The organism is Lewinella sp. IMCC34183 (assembly GCF_003390915.1).
Lineage (GTDB): Bacteria > Bacteroidota > Bacteroidia > Chitinophagales > Saprospiraceae > Neolewinella.
Genome location: NZ_QMEM01000008.1, coordinates 74156 through 90440 on the forward strand (window position 1 = coordinate 74156; position 16285 = coordinate 90440).

16 protein-coding genes are annotated in these 16285 nt (G+C 63.3%); 7 read left to right on the forward strand and 9 right to left on the reverse strand.

Going from position 1 to position 16285, the window contains the following annotated elements; genetic code table 11:
* Positions 1 to 17 precede the first annotated feature (17 nt).
* Positions 18 to 950, forward strand: coding sequence for a DUF3137 domain-containing protein (locus DQG19_RS16465; protein WP_116127390.1), 933 nt, complete (start codon positions 18 to 20; stop codon positions 948 to 950).
* On the opposite strand, the gene DQG19_RS16470 is transcribed toward DQG19_RS16465, so the two are convergent.
* Both DQG19_RS16470 and DQG19_RS16475 read right to left on the reverse strand, forming a co-directional pair.
* Positions 922 to 1875, reverse strand: a complete 954-nt coding sequence (locus DQG19_RS16470; protein WP_116127391.1) for an exopolyphosphatase — start codon at positions 1873 to 1875, stop codon at positions 922 to 924. The genes DQG19_RS16465 and DQG19_RS16470 overlap by 29 nt on opposite strands.
* A 2-nt stretch (positions 1876 to 1877) precedes the next feature.
* The gene (locus tag DQG19_RS16475; RefSeq protein WP_116127392.1) at positions 1878 to 2498 is read right to left on the reverse strand and encodes an outer membrane beta-barrel protein; all 621 of its coding nucleotides are present in this window, start codon (positions 2496 to 2498) and stop codon (positions 1878 to 1880) included.
* 106 nt (positions 2499 to 2604) lie between these two features.
* Between DQG19_RS16475 and DQG19_RS16480 the strand changes: the two genes are divergently transcribed.
* Positions 2605 to 2895: a hypothetical protein gene (locus tag DQG19_RS16480; protein WP_116127393.1), complete on the forward strand. Its 291-nt coding sequence runs from the start codon at positions 2605 to 2607 to the stop codon at positions 2893 to 2895.
* A 1-nt stretch (position 2896) separates the two neighbouring features.
* Here DQG19_RS16480 and DQG19_RS16485 read toward each other — a convergent pair whose 3' ends face one another.
* The gene (locus DQG19_RS16485; RefSeq protein WP_116127394.1) at positions 2897 to 3574 is read right to left on the reverse strand and encodes a hypothetical protein; all 678 of its coding nucleotides are present in this window, start codon (positions 3572 to 3574) and stop codon (positions 2897 to 2899) included.
* 91 nt (positions 3575 to 3665) lie between these two features.
* Here DQG19_RS16485 and xseB point away from each other — a divergent pair, with 91 nt between their 5' ends.
* Together xseB and DQG19_RS16495 are read left to right on the forward strand one after the other, a co-directional pair.
* Positions 3666 to 3851 carry an exodeoxyribonuclease VII small subunit gene (gene xseB / locus DQG19_RS16490; RefSeq protein WP_116127395.1) on the forward strand — a complete coding sequence of 62 codons (186 nt, stop codon included), beginning with the start codon at positions 3666 to 3668 and terminating at the stop codon, positions 3849 to 3851.
* The gene (locus DQG19_RS16495) at positions 3844 to 4701 is read left to right on the forward strand and encodes an SDR family NAD(P)-dependent oxidoreductase (protein WP_116127396.1); all 858 of its coding nucleotides are present in this window, start codon (positions 3844 to 3846) and stop codon (positions 4699 to 4701) included. The genes xseB and DQG19_RS16495 overlap by 8 nt, the downstream gene beginning before the upstream one ends.
* 3 nt (positions 4702 to 4704) lie before the next feature.
* Here the strand turns inward: DQG19_RS16495 and DQG19_RS16500 are convergent, their stop codons facing one another.
* From DQG19_RS16500 to DQG19_RS16510, 3 genes are all read right to left on the reverse strand, one after another.
* Positions 4705 to 5547: an SDR family NAD(P)-dependent oxidoreductase gene (locus DQG19_RS16500; RefSeq protein ID WP_116127397.1), complete on the reverse strand. Its 843-nt coding sequence runs from the start codon at positions 5545 to 5547 to the stop codon at positions 4705 to 4707.
* 50 nt (positions 5548 to 5597) lie between these two features.
* Complete coding sequence (locus DQG19_RS16505) at positions 5598 to 6419, reverse strand: type 1 glutamine amidotransferase (protein ID WP_232826545.1); 822 nt, start codon at positions 6417 to 6419, stop codon at positions 5598 to 5600.
* A gap of 250 nt (positions 6420 to 6669) precedes the next feature.
* Positions 6670 to 7398 carry a YjjG family noncanonical pyrimidine nucleotidase gene (locus tag DQG19_RS16510; RefSeq protein ID WP_116127399.1) on the reverse strand — a complete coding sequence of 243 codons (729 nt, stop codon included), beginning with the start codon at positions 7396 to 7398 and terminating at the stop codon, positions 6670 to 6672.
* A gap of 141 nt (positions 7399 to 7539) precedes the next feature.
* Between DQG19_RS16510 and DQG19_RS16515 the strand changes: the two genes are divergently transcribed.
* The 3 genes from DQG19_RS16515 to arfB all read left to right on the forward strand — a co-directional run bounded on the left by DQG19_RS16515 (position 7540) and on the right by arfB (position 9254).
* Positions 7540 to 8052, forward strand: a complete 513-nt coding sequence (locus tag DQG19_RS16515; RefSeq protein ID WP_116127400.1) for a DUF1573 domain-containing protein — start codon at positions 7540 to 7542, stop codon at positions 8050 to 8052.
* A gap of 108 nt (positions 8053 to 8160) precedes the next feature.
* The gene (locus DQG19_RS16520; RefSeq protein ID WP_116127401.1) at positions 8161 to 8856 is read left to right on the forward strand and encodes a metallophosphoesterase family protein; all 696 of its coding nucleotides are present in this window, start codon (positions 8161 to 8163) and stop codon (positions 8854 to 8856) included.
* A complete protein-coding gene (gene arfB / locus DQG19_RS16525) occupies positions 8853 to 9254 on the forward strand; it encodes an alternative ribosome rescue aminoacyl-tRNA hydrolase ArfB (protein ID WP_116127402.1) in 402 nt (133 codons plus the stop codon). Before DQG19_RS16520 ends, arfB begins: the two co-directional genes overlap by 4 nt.
* Positions 9255 to 9357: 103 nt before the next feature.
* Here arfB and DQG19_RS16530 read toward each other — a convergent pair whose 3' ends face one another.
* From DQG19_RS16530 to DQG19_RS16540, 3 genes are all read right to left on the reverse strand, one after another.
* Complete coding sequence (locus DQG19_RS16530) at positions 9358 to 10269, reverse strand: transcription antitermination protein NusB (protein WP_116127403.1); 912 nt, start codon at positions 10267 to 10269, stop codon at positions 9358 to 9360.
* A gap of 76 nt (positions 10270 to 10345) precedes the next feature.
* On the reverse strand, positions 10346 to 11716 hold the full coding sequence (locus tag DQG19_RS16535) for a DoxX family protein (protein ID WP_116127404.1): 1371 nt from the start codon (positions 11714 to 11716) through the stop codon (positions 10346 to 10348).
* Between the two features lie 13 nt (positions 11717 to 11729).
* Positions 11730 to 15134: a DEAD/DEAH box helicase gene (locus DQG19_RS16540; protein ID WP_198661778.1), complete on the reverse strand. Its 3405-nt coding sequence runs from the start codon at positions 15132 to 15134 to the stop codon at positions 11730 to 11732.
* Positions 15135 to 16285 lie beyond the last annotated feature (1151 nt).

Below are 16285 nucleotides of genomic sequence, written 5' to 3' on the forward strand. Positions count from 1 at the left end.
GTTCCCGACCCGACGAAATGATACCGCCCCGCCTGGCCGAGCTGCGCCTGTACTACAACACCACCATCCGCCCCGAGCTGCTCCGGCTCGAGGGACTGCGCAAGCGTATCCTGCGGGGAATGGTGCTGAGCCTCGTGGGCATCCTGGCCGTACTGGTGGTTTTCCTGGTGTACGATCTCGGCTTCCTAATCTTGCTGCTGGTCGTACCGGTAGCCTTTTATGTCGGTTCGCTATACTTCCGGATCGAGCGCTTCCGGCAGTCGTTCAAGCCGGCCATCGTGCGCCTGTTACTCGACTTCATCAACGACCTGCCCAACTTCCGTTCGCTGGAGTACGACGCCCGCCGGCCGATCCTGGCGGACCGCTTCGAACGCAGCGGCCTGTTCCGCCCGCACCCCGACAGCTACCGCGCCGAGGACTACATCCGTGGCCTGGTGGGGGAGATGGCCTTCGAAATGGGGGAGGCCTACGTACAGGAGATCAGCCCGGCCAGCAACCGGCTGGAGCTCGTCTTCAGCGGATTGTTCGTACACGCCGTCTTCAACGAGCCCACCAGCGGCCGGCTGGCGGTATGGCCCCGACATAAGCTTCGCCGCCTGAAGCGGTCCGTCGACGCCTACGTCGGGCAGCAGGGCCGCTCCGCCGATGTAGAGATCCTCAATCCGGACTTCAAGGAAGCCTTCGCCGTCTACGCTCACCCGGGCACGAAGGTGGCGGGAATACTCACCCCTCCGATGCAGGACGCCCTGGTGGAGTTTCACCGGAGGGAGCAACGCGACCTCTACTTCGCCGTACACAACAAGGACCTCTTCATCGGCCTGGAACACGGCTACGACCTGCTCGAGCCGCACTTTTTCCGCTCCAACCTGTCGTTTCAGCTGATCCGGCAGTTCTACGTGGATATCATGCTGATCCTGACGGTCATTCAGGACTTCGATCAGACGCACTAGTCAGGTCGGTTCCCACAAGACCCAGCAGGATGCCCTCCTTCATGGCGTAATCGCTGACCGTAATCCGGTCGATACCGGCCAACTGCATCGTAAAGCGCAGCAGCAGGAGCGCGGACACGATCAGGTCGACGCGCTCGTGGGGCAGGCCGGCCATCTCCATTCGTTCGGCCACCGTGGAGGCCACCACGCGATAGTGCAGCTCCTCCAGTGCGGTCAGGGAAAGGCGATGACTGCCGGGGCGGTCGTCGGGCGCCGGGTGGGGGACCAGGTCGGCAAGGACGTCGAAGGTGCCCGCCGCACCAACCAGGTGGGTGGTGGGGTATTCGCGAAGTACGTCGCGCAGGGGCAGCAGCTCCCGCGTAAGAAACTCGTCGAGGGCACGGATCTCGGTCTCCGTTATCGGATCTGCCCGGTGAAAACGGCGCTGCAGCACGGCGGCCCCGATGGGAAAGGAGCGGCGCCAGTGCACCCCCCGCTCGGAGGCGAGGATGTATTCGGTGGAGCCGCCGCCGATGTCCATGATGAGCACCCGGTCGACGAGGGGGGGCAGGGCCGCCAGTACGCCCCGCGTGATGTAGGCGGCCTCGGTGTCTCCGGGGATCAGGCGAATCACGATACCGGATTCCAGCTCCGCGGTGCGTACGAAGACCTCGCCGTTGGCGGCGGTCCGCAGGGCCGCGGTGCCGATGGCGGTTACTTCCGTGACGCCGTACCGGTCAATCACCTCCCGGAAGTGCCGCAGCGTCTCCAGCCCTCGCGCGAAGGGAGCCGGACCGATGGTTTCTATGCCGTCGCTGGCGAGTTTGACGAAGATGCGTTCCCGGTAGTGCTCCGTGATGCGGCGGTCGGGACCTACCGCGGCGATGAGCAGGTGAAAGGTATTGGTGCCGAGGTCAATGACGGCGCGTAGGTCGGTGTCGGACATAATCAGTTGCCGGTTGGTGGGGTGGGGGCGGCGGGCAGGGATTCCCCGGCGCCTAGGGTGTAGACGGCCCTCAGCGAGAGCGTACGCCCGCGCAGGCGGGGCGCTTCGGCCTGCTGCAGGTCGGTAAATTGCTTGGACCACCTAAAATTCACGCCCAGTCGGGGAGTGAGGAATAGGGTCACGCCCAGATTGGCCGCGGCGTGGTCGTTCTTTAGGGGAAAGGAGGTGGTGATATCGTTTCCGGCCGCATCCGTGATGGTATACCCGATCAACCGCTGGTAGCTAACGCCGGCCTCGGCCGCCAGCCGCCAGTCCTTGTAATAGACCATCAGGGGCAGCTCCACGGTGTTGAGCCGGATGTCGCGAAAATCGCTGACGTTGATGCTGTTGCGGTTACGGTGCGCACCCTGCTGACTATACAGCAACTCCGGACCCACCCGCCAGCGGTCACCCAGCAGGGCCACGACGCGCAGGCCGGCGTTGACTCCCGGTTGGTAGAAACCGAGGAGGTCGTCGCCGTCGACCTGACTGAGGTTGACCCCGCCCAGGATGGAGGCCCGGAACGTCTGGGCCGACAGGCTGACCGCAAGGAGAAACGACAACAGCAACAGGGGGATGCGCATAGGACAAATGTACTGCGGGGTACTGAGGCATTGGCGTGGCACGACGGATCGGCGCCCGATATGATACCTTTGCCGCCTACTACTTGCACCCGCGCCCCGCCGACCGATGATCACCGCCACAACACGCAACCTTAAAAAACTGGAAACCCTCCTCAAGGAGCTAGGGTACGCCGTCCGCTACGAAAAGGGCAACTTCACTTCCGGCTACTGCCTGGTGGAGCAGCGGCGCATCGCGATCGTGAATCGCTTCTACGACACCGAGGGACGGGTGGGCGTACTCCTCGATATCCTGGCCGAGTACCGGGTACCGCCCGCCGGTGTGGAGCTGACGCCGGCATCCGAAAAATTGCTCGCAAAGATTCGCAACAGCCGCCGGGAGGCAGCGGAGGAGGAATGACCTACCGCTGCATTTTTTCTACCGCCTTATCGTAGAAGGTGATGCCCTCCCAGGGAACGTCCAGTTCCTCGGTGAGGGTCCACCGCCGGTCTTCGGGCCGCATGACGTATACGCTACGGCGTTCCTCCGTTGAGCCGGACGCCTTTGAATATTTCCGGCCGATCTGGATAAGGTCGAAGCGGGTATCGAGATTAACGTCGGTAATGTAGCTGTCGAGCTGGGTACAGTCCGTGCCGTTGCAGTTGAGGGTCGCGAGGGTCTTGAGGTGCTCGACCTTGCCGTCGCGGATGGCGAACATGTCAATCTGGTCGCCGGATGCGGTAGACAGGCGGGTGATGTACAGGTTTTCGTCGACTCCCTTGATGGCCATCGTTCCGTAATACGTAGCATCGTCTGCGTCGGCCATTTGCCGCCAGCGGGTCGGCAGCATAGCCATGGCGGTATCCGTGAGTTCGCGGCCCCGGAAGAAATAATCGTCCAGGGGGTCGATCTCCGGCTCCACGTACACGTGCATGAACCCTACGTTGGACTCGTCAAAGTTGGTAGCGAAGACGTCGGCCCCGGTGTTGGCCTCCAGGGCGGTGGTTTGCATACCCTCACCACCGACGTCGACCGGCGATTGCGCGGATAGCAAGGTGGTAAAGAAAAGCCCGGAAAGGAACAGGATAGGGATACGCATGGCGGTGAGTTCTTTGTAGTGAAACGCGATTTGCTACCGCGGATGTTCTTTTCCCAGGCGACACGCCCTACATTGGCGGAAAATACCTTTGATGACCTACACCGAGGCCCAGGCCGAGTTGGAGCATATCCTCGCCCAGTTGCAGGAGGTGCCGGCCGACATCGACCAGCTCCACGCCCGCGTAGCCCGTGCGGAGCAGCTGATCGCCCACTGCCGGGCCCGCCTGCGCGGCGTGGAGGAAGAGATCACCGAACTGCGCCGCACCGCCGATGACTGAGTCTACCCCAACCGCCCTCGTCACCGGCGCCACCACCGGCATCGGTCTGGCTACCGCCCGTGCCCTGGCGGCAGCGGGGTTCCACGTCCTGCTGCACGGCCGGACCCTAGAAAAGGCTCGCCGGGCCGCCGCCGAGCTTTCCCGCTACCGGGTGACGCCCGTATACGCCGACCTCGCCCGCCGGGCGGAGGTGGTGGCCCTCGCCGACCGTATCCGGGCGGAACAGCCCCCGCTCGACGTGCTCGTCAACAACGCAGGCGTGTGGAATTCCACCCAGGAACTGACCGCCGAAGGGGTGGAGCTCACCTTCGCCGTCAACCACCTGGCCGTCTACCTTCTCACCGGCCTGCTGCGCGACCACCTGCGCCCCCGCGCGCGCATCATCTGCGTAGCCAGCGACAGCCACCGGCAGGTGCGTGGGATGCGCTTCGACAACCTCAATCTCGACGGCAGCTACCACGGCCTGCGCAGCTACGCCCAGAGTAAGCTGGCCAACGTGCTCTACTGCTACGAATACGACCACCGCAAGCAGGATGATACCATCGTGTGTGCGGTACAGCCCGGACTGGTACAGACCGACATCGGCATCAAGGGAAATACCTGGCTGCACCGCCTGGCGTGGCGGGTCCGCCGCCGGATGAGCGGCAACAAGACGCCAGAGGAGGGAGCCGCCACGGTCGTTTTCCTGGCCACGGTAAAGGAACCCCCGCCCAGCGGACTGTACTGGGACGACTGTCGGCCCAAGCAGTCCTACGCCAGCAGCTACGATCCCGTGGAGGCGCGCCGGCTGTGGGAAGTAAGCGAGCGGCTTACCGGCTTCACTTACGACTGGGGGGCGGGGCGGCAGTAAGGGTCAGCCGCGGGCGGAAACCGGGGCGGCGGCCAGCGGGCGCTCGTCGCGGTAGCGGCTGAACAGCCGCTCCAGAATGCGCATCCGCAGCGCGCGGGGCGTCACGTAGCTCGTGAACACCAGTACCCGAACCAGCCAGCCGGGCACGATCACCGCCTTGCCGGCGAGCATGCCGTGGATCGCCACGGGGGCAATGTCCTTGGGTAGCGTTACCAACAGTTTGGCGCGCTTACCCTGGGCGTGGACGCGCCGCAGGCCATCGGCGTTGGTGATCACCGGCCCCGGACACAGTACCGATACGCTGACGCCGTGGTGCCGGAATTCCTCGCGCAGCGCGAGGGAGAAATTATAGACGAAGGCCTTCGTGCCGGTGTAGACGGTCTTGTAAGGAAGGGGGAGGGTTGCCTCCATGCTGCTCAGGTTAAGAATACCGCCGCGGCACGCCCGCAGGCGGGGCAGCATCCGGTAGGTAAGCTCCACCATGACCTGGTTGTTGAGCTGCAGCATCTTGTGGTATTCCGGCCAAGCCGTGTGCTCGAAGAGCCCGCCGCGCCCGAAGCCGGCGTTGTTGATCAGGTAGTTAATGGTCAGTGCCTCCTCCTCGAGCCACGCCACTACACGATCAATGGCGCCGTTGCCCGTCAGGTCGAGGGCCAGGACGCGGGCGGTATTCCCGGATTCGTCAGCGAGTACTTCACGCGCGTGTTCCAGGTCGGCGTCGGGCAGGCCGACGACGGCTACGCCCAGGCCCTGCCGGAGGGATTCCCTGGCAAGGGCCAGGCCAATCCCGTGGGTTCCACCGGTGATGAGTACCCATTCTGCAGGGCGTAAAGGGGGTGTGCGCATGGGGTAAAGGTACTACGTACCGGGTGCAGCGCGCTACCCCGCACCGGGAACTATCCCCGAGCGATCTCCGGTTCGGGACAGAGGACGCGGATCGCCCGCCGCAGGAAACCGGGGATAACCGTATCGTGGGTGTGGGAGATCTTGGTCGGATCGCTGAGGTCGGCCATCAGGCTGATCCACTTCTGCCTTCCGTGCTCGGCGATCACCTCCGTCTTGATGTCGGGGCGGCTGAAATGCTCCAGCATGCCGTCCGCGTCGGCCTCGGGGTGAAACTGGGTGCCGACGATCTCGGGGGTCCAGCGGATGGCCATGGTGGCGCGCTCCAGGTCGACGTGGGGCCGGTCTTTTTCGATCGCCAGGATGGTAGCTCCCAGTTCTTCCAGGCGGTCCTGGTCGGGCTGGATCACCTGGAAACGGCGGAAGTCGGCGGCCGTGAAGGGGTCGTCGAGGCCCGTGAAAATGGGGTCCTCCGCGCCTTCATCGGTCAGGTGCATCGGAAAGGTGCCGAAGCTGAGACTCCGCCGGGCGGTCACCTCGGCAAGGCCGAAGTGGTGGACGGCCATCTGGAAGCTGTGACAGATGAACAGCACGAATTTTTTGCGGTCGTGGGCGGCGTTGTAGGTCATTACGTCGTCCAGCCACTGCCCCCAGAGTCCTTCCCAGACGCCGTCGCCCTCGCGGGGATCGCCGGGTCCGCCCGAGCTGATGTAGATGTCGAAGTCCAGGTCGGGAAGCTGGTGCCGGGCGCGCACGTCGAAGACCTCGTACTCGACGCTGTCGGAGAACTGCTCTACGATCTCCCGGATGCAGCGCATGCCCTGGTTGGGGATGCCATTATATAGATCGAGTACGGCGAGACGGAGTCGGCTCATGTTTTTTGGGGATTTAATAGCTAACGTGGTGGGGACGCAAATGCATCATCGAAGTAAGCAGGAACGGCGACAAGTTAACCGTTTGTCATTGAACGGACTACGCAGTACCCGCGGTATGCCCGGCAACCAGTGATTGCGGCGACGCGCGGGTGCAATCTGTCACGAACAACGGCTGACAAGTTGGGTTATAACCTGCGAAGGGCATCAATTGTGCGGTCCGCACACCTGCCGCTTCAAGACCAGACTTCATTTAACTCAAGTTTAGATTGCCGTTTCCCTTTCCAGGAAGCGGTTTTTTTATGCCCAGTACCTCCGTCAGTTCCCGGATATCACGGATGGTGAACGTGGCGCCGAGCTTGGGGTGGGCGGCGGCGCCCGGGTGACGGAGCCAGCAGGCGTCGTAGCCGAAGGCGAGGGCTCCGCCAATGTCTGCGTTGGGGTTGTCGCCCACCACGAGTACGCTCGCGGGATCGGGGTGGCCCATCTCCCGCGCGGCGTGCTCGAAAAAGGCCGGATCGGGTTTGGCGGCGCCGACCTCGTCGGAGATCGCGATGAATTCGAAGTAGGGCGCGATGCCGGTATTGGCGAGCCGGGGGCGCTGCACTTCCCGCAGTCCGTTGGTGATCAGTCCCAGCCGGTAGCGGCTGCGCACGGTATCGAGCAGGTCGCGGGCACCGGCGAGCAGGTGATTGCTGGCGGCCAGGTAGGTACGGTAGCTCAGCGAGAGCTCTTCGACCGGGTGATCGTGGCGGTAGTGTTCCAGGAGACGCTTGAAGCGGATATCGCGGAGTTGCTCCTTGGGCAGGATGCCGTTTTCGAAGTCGGTCCAGGCCGCGCGATTGATCAGCCGGTAGGTGCCCAGTACCTCCTCGGACCATTTCAGGTCGCACTGCAGCAGGGTGCGTTCCAGGGCGCTGGCCTCCGCCGCGTTGAAATCCCAAAGCGTATTATCGGCATCAAACAGCAGCCAGGTATACATAAGCGGTAGCGTTGAGCGTTGCAAGGTACGCCAAGGTCCTCCGCACCCGCGCCTTGCCGCCGTTAACAAGTCATTTACTAGCCGTTAGGAGAATCGGGGTGTTATAGGAGGGATATTTGTCAAGAATTAAACCTGTTCCGTATGCTTACTTTCCGTTCTTCACTCTTTGGTGCCGCCGTACTGGCCCTCAGCGTATTTTCCTGCCAGCAGGGTAACGACGACGTGCGCGACGCCGCCCGCCAGAACATCGAGACCGTCACCCCGGCCAACCCCAACGCCGCTGCCCCCATGCAGCCCAGCGTAGCCGCTCCCGCCGGTCCTACCACCGCCATGAATTTCGCGGAAACCTCCTTCAACTTCGGTGAGGTGACCGAGGGTGAGATCATCACCCATACCTACGCCTTTACCAATACCGGCGAAGAGCCCCTGATCATCACCGATGCCAAGGGAAGCTGCGGCTGTACCGTGCCTTCGCGGCCGACCGCCCCGATTGCCCCCGGTGAGACCGGCGAGATCACCGTCCGCTTCGACACCAACAACAAGGTGGGCCAGCGCAACCAGCGCGTGACCATCACCGCCAACACCAACCCGGCCCAGACCGTCATCTCCCTCGACGGCACCGTGGTATCCGACCCCAACGCCGCTACCCAGTAATTCGGAAAGCCCCGCGTAACGAAGCTTCGTCCGCAAACCGCGGGCGGAGCTTTTTTTGTGCCGTTCCCAACCCGCAGCCTACTTTTGCGGCTTTCGTAGCCTACCCTCATGCCCCGCAGAATTGCCATTTCCGACATCCACGGGTGTGCCCGCACGTTTGAATCCCTGCTGGATCGGATCAGCCTCGGCACCACCGACGACCTTTACCTGCTGGGTGATTTCGTCGATCGCGGTCCCCGCAGTGCCCAGGTCCTGGAGATGATCCTGCGGCTGCAGTCCGACGGGTACCGGGTCCATGCCCTGCGCGGTAACCACGACCAGTACATGCTGGATGCCCTGCTGCTGGCCGACAAGCGCTCCCGCTCGGCCTGGCGCAGCGCCGGGGCCGCCTCTACCCGTGCGAGCTACATCGGACCGGGTAACCCGGAGGGGCGCATCGATCCCCAGCACATCACCTGGCTGAACCAGCTGCCGCACTACTACCTGCTCGACGACTACATCCTGGTACACGCCGGCCTGAACTTTCGCCGCAAGAATCCGCTAAAGGGGAAGAAAGCCATGCTCAACCGCCGCAACTGGTACCGCCACATCGACTACGACTGGCTGGGCGACCGGAAGATCGTCCACGGTCATACCCCCCTGACCCGCCTGCAGCTGGAGGCCCAGGCCCACCCCCGCCGCCGGGCGTACCCCGTATTTGACATCGATGCCGGCTGCTTCCACACCAAGCCGGGCATGGGCCACCTCTGCGCCCTGAACCTAGACGACCGCACCTTCACCTTCGTACCCAATATCGACCGATGAACTGGGACGTGATCGAACGAGAACTGGAGCTGCGTACCTCCCGCTCCTCCGGCGCCGGCGGGCAGCACGTCAACAAGACCGAGAGCCGCGTGGAGCTGGTCCTCGACGTCGACGCCAGCCAGGGGCTAAGCCGCCGCGAGCGAGACAACATCCGCTTCTGGTTCGGCAACCGCCTGGATGGGCAGGGCCGCCTGTCGGTGACGGACCAGTCGGGCCGCTCCCAGCACAGCAATCGCCGCAACGCCCTCGCAGCCCTGCGCCAGCTACTGGAACGGGGTATCCGGAATCCACCCAAGAAGCGGAAAGCCGGTAGCTTCAAGGCCAACAACCGGAAACGACTGAAACGAAAGAAGGAACGCGGGGAAATCAAAAAGAACCGGGGGAAGATTGATTGGTAGAGACTCGCTTTTGCTCGCGGTAGAGGCGCGACGTTTACGGGCCAAGTTTCTACTGAGCGCAGCTCTCTACCGGCGCAGCTCTCTACCGTGAGCGCAGCGAACGCTACTTCACCAATCCCTCCGCCTGCAATTCCTTCAGCAACTTATCCAGGACCCCGTTCAGGAAGTCCTTGCTCTTGTCCGTGCTGTACAGCTTGCTGATGTCGAGGTATTCGTTGAGGGTGACCTGGGGCGGGATGGAATCGAATTCGAGAAACTCGCCGATGGCCATCTTGAGGAGGATCATGTCGATGATGGCTACCCGTTCGGCGTCCCAGTTCTGGAGGACCGACTTGATGCGGGTCAGCAACTGGTCGTTGGCGTCGACCACGAAGGACAGCAGCACCTCACCGAATTCGCTGACGGCCTCGGAGGTGGTTTCGTACTCCTGGTAAAAGGATCCGTCGGTAGGCAGGGCCTTGATGGTCTTCTTCATGGCGCCCACGACCAGGCTCTTGTCTTCCGTCCATAGTGGGAAGTGGTCCTCTACCATGGTAAGGAAAAGTTCCTGTCCCTGCAGCCACTTGTAAAGTCCGAGCAGCACGTCCCGGGTGTCTTCGGGGGTGGGTTCTTCCAGGGCGGCGTAGCTGGCGTAGGCGTCGGAGGCCAGGAAGTCGCGGTAGAGCTGCTTGACCTGGTCGGCATCGACCATGCTCCGTATGCGGTACCGGTCGTACAGGCGGCTCAGCTCGTGGTTGTCGGTAAGCGAGCGAACGGCGGGGTTGGTCGCCAGGGTGGCGCGGAAGGCGAGGTCCTCCTCGGTCGGGCGAAATTTGGCGTTCCGGGTGGCCAGGTCCTGTTTGGCGTATTCGCAGCAACGCTGCAGGATGAGCAGGTTCTGGAGGTAAAGCTCGAAGGAGCGCTTCACCATCTGCGTATAGTGGCTGCGGATCGCCCGTAGATCATGGCGCTCCTGCCGCTGGGCGGCGTACAGGACCTGCATGATCTTGATACGAACGTTGCGGCGGCTCAACATGGGGGTATCCGGTTTTCAAGGTTCGGAAGGGCGAAACTGCCCCTCCGGGAACCGCAAAGCAACGAAAAAAGCCCGACTACTTACGGGAGGCGGCCAAAATATCCCGGTCGGCAATGAGGTCGAAGGCCGGCAGCTGGTCGTGGTGCCACTTGTTGACGATCACTCCCTCCTTCATGAGGACCACGCCGGGGTTCGACCGGATAATGGTCTTCAGCAGGATGTCATCGCCCCGGTAGAAGGGGTAGTCGGCGCCGACGGCCTCCTGGAAGCTTTCCAGGACAGCGTCGTCGGCATACTTGGTCATGGCGATCACCCGGTGGCCGGCCGCTTCGGCTTGCTCCACGACGGGCTGAATGTCTTCTTTCCAGTCGGCAACGTACTCCGCGTTCCAGTCTCCGGGCTCGCCCTTGAGCTTGTAGGCTACTATAATGAAGGTGTAGCCGGGGTCGGCGAGCAGGTCGGGCACGATGTCGTAGCCCTCGGCGTCGCTCACCTCGAATTCGCTGATCTTGGTGGCCGCGATGGCTGGCTCGGACTTGAAGTTTTCAATGTCCCACTCCTCCTTGGGGTAGTCTTTGTAGACCTTCATAAAGTCTTCGGTAGACATCTCTACCACCTCGCCGGTCGCCTTATTGGTCATCTCGTAACCGAGTACGGTTACCCCGACGGCCGCATCCTGTTCGGCCTGCTTCACGGCGGCGACGTCGGTGCCGATCTTGAAGGGGCGGAAATCCTGCCCGGGGAGATCCCACACGAAGTTGCTGAGGGAGAAAAGGAGGGCACCCGCGGCCGTCACGGCCACCAGGCCGCCGCGGACCGCGGGGCTAAATATCTGGTGGAGCCGGGAGGGGGCCAGCAGAAAGAGCAGGGAGGGGACGAGCAGGGCCACGTCCTTGAAGAAGCTTACGCGGGGCTCCAGCTTCAGGAAGTCCCCGAAGCAGCCGCAGTCCGTCACCTTCATGTTGGTGTCCGTCCAGTCCGCCCAGTCGGCGAAGGCGAAAAAGTTGACCCCCGAGGGCACGTAGCCGGTCAGGTAGGTAAAGCCGGTCAAAATCGTGAAGAAGGCCACCATCACGAACAGCAGGCCCGCCGTGAGCCGCGGCCGTGAGCCGAGGACGAGCATCATGCCGAGCACGATCTCCAGTACGATCATGAATACGGAAAACCCCTCCGAGAAACTTGCCAGCCAGGGAAAGAGCGGGGCCAGCCAGTCGGCACCTGCCCCCGCGGCCGTGGAGCTAAACTCGGCGAAGTACTGCTCCATCTTGTAGGCCGTCCCCAGCGGATCGATCGCCTTGACGTAGCCCGAAAACAGGAACAGCGCGCCGACGAAGTTCTGCAGCAGGCTCATGGCCAGGTTTCGGGTCGACTTCAGCACGACGTGCGTCAGCGCCGTCAGGCCCAGGGCGGCCAGGCCGATGTAAAGGAGCAGGGTAGTAAGCGTCATGAACGGGGAAATTCTACGGTAAGATACAACTGGCGTCCGGTGTAGTTGTAACGTGGGCCAGCAGCTTAGCGTATACCTCACTTTGCCGCAGTACGTCGGGGCAACCGACCAGCACCAGGTGCTCCCGTGCGCGGGTCATGGCCACGTTGAGCTTACGGTCCACGCCCTCGCTGCTCAGGTTGGACAGGCGTTCCAGCTGTTCCTCCCGGTTGGCGCAGAGCGACATGAGAATGATCCGTTTGGCGCTGCCCTGGTACCGCTCTACGGTATCCACCGTATAGTCGTCGGGTGACAACCCCGCCGCTACCAGTTCCCGCCGGATGACGGCGATCTGGGCGCGGTAGGGCGTGATGATGCCGACGTCCCCGGGCCCGAGGGGCTGGGCGGTGTCCGCGTACAGCCGGCGGTAGGCTTCCACAAGCTCCACCATCATCTCGGCTTCGTAACGGTTCACTTTCGGGTCGGCCGACACCACGTCGGCTGCCGTCGCCACAAAGACCAGCCGCCGGGCGGCGAGCTGCTGCTCCAGGGGGGTAACGGCCCCTGCCAGCGAGAGCGGGAGAAGTTGCCGTTCGTGGTGGACTACGGACTCCGGCAGGATGTGCAGGTCCCCCTGGTAAAACTCCAGCGCGGGAAACAGCATGATCTCCCGATGCATCCTGCCCTGGTGCATGAGTTGGTCGTAGGCCCACGTCCAGCCGTTTCGTCTGGCGGTTAGGTAGAGACGCTCGAACAGGCTGGTGCCCAGGTTGGTAAGGCCGATGTCCCGGAGTGCTGTATCGGTCACTCCCGTGCCCGCCGGGCCTTGCTGTACCACGGCCGGTAATTGGCGGTGGTCGCCGATCAGCAGGCTGCGGGGCGCCCGCGTCAGCAGGGCGCCAAGCAGCGGTTCCAGGATCTGGCTGGCCTCGTCCACGACGATGCGGTCGAAGGTCTTCAGTTGGAACAGTTCGTTTTTGCCCCCCACGCTCGATACCGTTCCCACGACGATACGTGCGGCGTCGATGAGTTGGCGCAGTTCCTTGCGGTTGCGTATGCCCTGGCTGCGGACCTGCAGGAGGCGGTCGGTGTACTTTTCGCTCGTACCCAGGCGGCTGCCGATGCGCAGGTAATCACGGAAGGGCGCTCCCGACGTATCCCGTATTCGTTCCAGGCTCTCGCAGATCTCGTCGACGGCCCGGTTGGTGTAGGCTACCAGCAGTACGTTTTCCTGCGTATGGGTGAGCAGGTGCTTGACAAGGTGGTGCAGCATCATGCTGGTCTTGCCGGTACCCGGCGGTCCCCAGAGCAGGAAGTAGTCGGGGGCCGTGACCACCTTTTGCAGGATGCGGTCCTGCTCCTCGGTCAGCGCATCTGCGATGGGGGTGGGGTGGGGCTCTGCCCGCCCGGGGGGCTCCAGGCCCAGCCACCGCCGCCGGAAGGCTGGTTCCGCCGCGGCCCAGAGGTAGAGACCGAGGTAGTACAGCTTGAAGCTGCTGTCGAGCACGTCCTTCTCCACGGCCCAGTAGGGTGCCCGCCGGAAGGCCCCGTCGTTAAGCTGGGGGTTGCGGGGCCGCAGGTGCAGAGAAGTCGGGGTGACTTCGATGATCGTTGACTTGAATATCTGCGAGCGTACCGCGTCACCCGGCGTGGATACCGCGTCGGGCGTGCCGTACAGGGCTACGATATCTCCCTGCCGGAACTTGACGAGCACGTCCTCCGCCCGGGGGCGGTCGAGGCGCAGGATGTTCTCCTTCACGTCGTAGTCGGCGAAGCGCAGCCCGTCGAGCAACTCGAAGCGCTCGATCTTGTCGCGGCGTTCGTCCAGCCACAGACTGGCCAGCCCGTTGACGTGGTCGGTGCGCTGCTCACCGATCTTGGCCAGCCGCTGCTCGCGCGCCACGAAGCCCAGGAAGGCACCGAAGTAGCGGCGTTCCAGGTCGTCGAGTTCGCCGTAGGTCGCCAGCGTGCGGCGGTGGTCCTCGGCGGTGAACCGACCGAGGTTCGGGATGCGTTCCGGTGACAGCCGCGCGAAGAGGGCGTCGGTCTGCCGCCGCAGGTCGCCCGTACCGAGCTGGGCCAGCATCATCTCCACGGCTACGAGTTGATTGCGGGCGGTAAGCGCGGCCATCTGGTGGGTGAACTGCGGCGGCGCGTACCGCACCGGCCGCGCATAATCGACGCTGTACAGGATGTAGGAGCGTACGTTGGCCTCCCGCCCCAGGGCCCGGTTGATCATGAGATCGTACAGGACGGTCTGGATGAAGTTGTCCGGCCGGATGCCGTGCTGGTTGGGCTGGTAGATCTTGCTGGTCTTCAGCTCGACGATGGAGGTCAGGTCGGCCTCGGTGTCGCGCTGCGACTGCAACAGGTCCAGGCGCCCCTGCAACCCATAATCGGGTGACAGGAAGGTGGGTTCCAGCATGACCTTCTCGCGGTCGATCTGTAGCTCCGTCAGCAGTTCGCGCACGAACTTCTGTACGGTCAGAAAGTGGTGCTTCACGTCGGCGACCAGGTCCCGCACTTCCCGGTCGCTGAAGGTGCAGAGTTCCAGGGGCTGCATGGCGAAGATGCCCGGCAGGACGTCCTTGAACTTCGCCTCCGGGTCCTGGATGAGGAGGTCCAGGAAAGTATTGACGATGTTTCCGCGGACCAGCGGCGGCTTCTTCTCGAAGGGGAGCAGGCGCCCCGGCAGCGACGACCACGGCTGGTACTCCGAGCCCCCGCTGAAGCAGTAGGCCACGTCGGTGACGTTGACGAGGAAGTCGGGCTCGATGACGATCTGGGCCGGGTACAGCCGGCCGTCGTCGCGCAACTGGGCGTTGATCAGGTTCAGCACCAGGTAGGGTCCGGCGATCTTTTCCAGGATCGCGACCGCGTCGCGCACCGGGGAGTCGGCCAGTTCCACGTCGCCGTAGGGTATCACGTAGGTTACCTCGGGCCGCTGCTCTTCGCAGACCGTGAGCAGTTGCGTCCCGGCGTCGATCTCCGTGACGAGCACCCGCAGCAGGTAAAATCGCTTACGGACTTCCGGCTGCCGGTAGGGCGGGAAGGGAGCGGCGGTCCGGGTAGCCAGATCGTCGGGTGGGGCTACGCTGAATAGGGCCAGCGTCCACTCGACGGCCAGTTTGGTGCCCAGCCTAAGGTGGTCCTCCAGCCCCTCCGCGGTGAGTTTGCCGGCGTGGGTGCGCCGGAACTGCCGCTCCTGGTAGGTCAGCTGCCGGGGCAGTTGGTACTTATGAGCGGCGTACGAAATGCGGGCGTACAGCGTGCTGAAGTGCAGATTATCTACCTCCGTTGCTTTCTCGACGAGCTCCTGCAGCAGGCGACGGAGGGCGTCGGCGCGCTCCGCGGGCGGTGCGTCGGGGCCGCCCACGATGTCCCGGATACGCCGGTATGCGTACTCGCCGATGGCCTGGTCGCGGGGGGAAGTTTCCATGGCGGCAAGATACCTTTTTGGGGCGGGGACGCGGGTGCGGAGTACTTGGTTGGCTGCAGTTTCCTGCTGGTTGTTGCTCCGCATCATTTCGTGAAACTATGGACTAAGGGCGAAGAGTTAACCGGGGGGCAGGTTTCACACAGATCGCCTGCGGCTGCTGGATTACAAGGCTCAGGCCAGACCTGCGGTCCGTCCACGGTACTGAAGCACATTGCCCCAGGCGATCGGCATTCTCCGCGTGACCAATTGCCACAAAACCTACGGAAGCCACACGTGGACGGTGCAACCCGCCCTTGCGAACGCCCGGGGCCCGGGCCGCGAACGGGCGTGAAAAAACCTACACTGTATGAGCCGGTGAAGGTGCCGCGGTAGCATGATGGCATTATTCGGGTACGCGGTTGATCGAAGGGTGCGTGGCTGGTGCGAGTTTGTAGGTTTTAGCCGGTTTGGGGTTCGGGGCCCGAAGAGGCGGGCGCACCGGCTTGATCTTTTGGTTCTTTTCTATCAAGGGAAAAGAACGGAAGTCAATGGCGGGAAAGGGTTTAACACAGATCGCCTGCGGCGGCACGGAGGCGCTGCGCTTAGGCACAGATCTTCACAGATTCGCGCAGGGCTAACGCGAGGCGTGTACGGCTGATGCAGGATTGCACGGAGGGGGCCTGACCTGCGGTCTGCCCGCGGTACTGACGCGCACCTCTGAAAGCGATCGGCACTATTCGTTTGACCGGCATGCACCGAGCGGATCGAAGACACCGGTGGTCAGCGCCCCCCGCCCTTGCGACCGCCCGTGGACCGGGCCGCGAACCGGCGTGAAGAAACCTACATTGTATGAGCCGGGCGGTACACTGCGGGAAGCCCGCCGGCAACAGTCGGCCGCGGACACCATCGGAGCGGGAGCTGCCGACGCGAGTTTGTAGGTTTTAGCCGGTTTGGGGTTCGGGGCCCGAAGAGGCGGGCGCACCGGCTTGATCTTTTGGTTCTTTTCCATCAAGGGAAAAGAACGAAAGCAAGCGGGTCAGTGTAGGGGGAAGGTTTCACACAGATCGCCTGCGGCTAGCACGGATTCGCTACGCTCGAGCACAGATGGCCACAGATTTTTGCAGGACTGATGCGGAGGCGCGCAGGACTGTCGCGGAATTACACGGATGAAG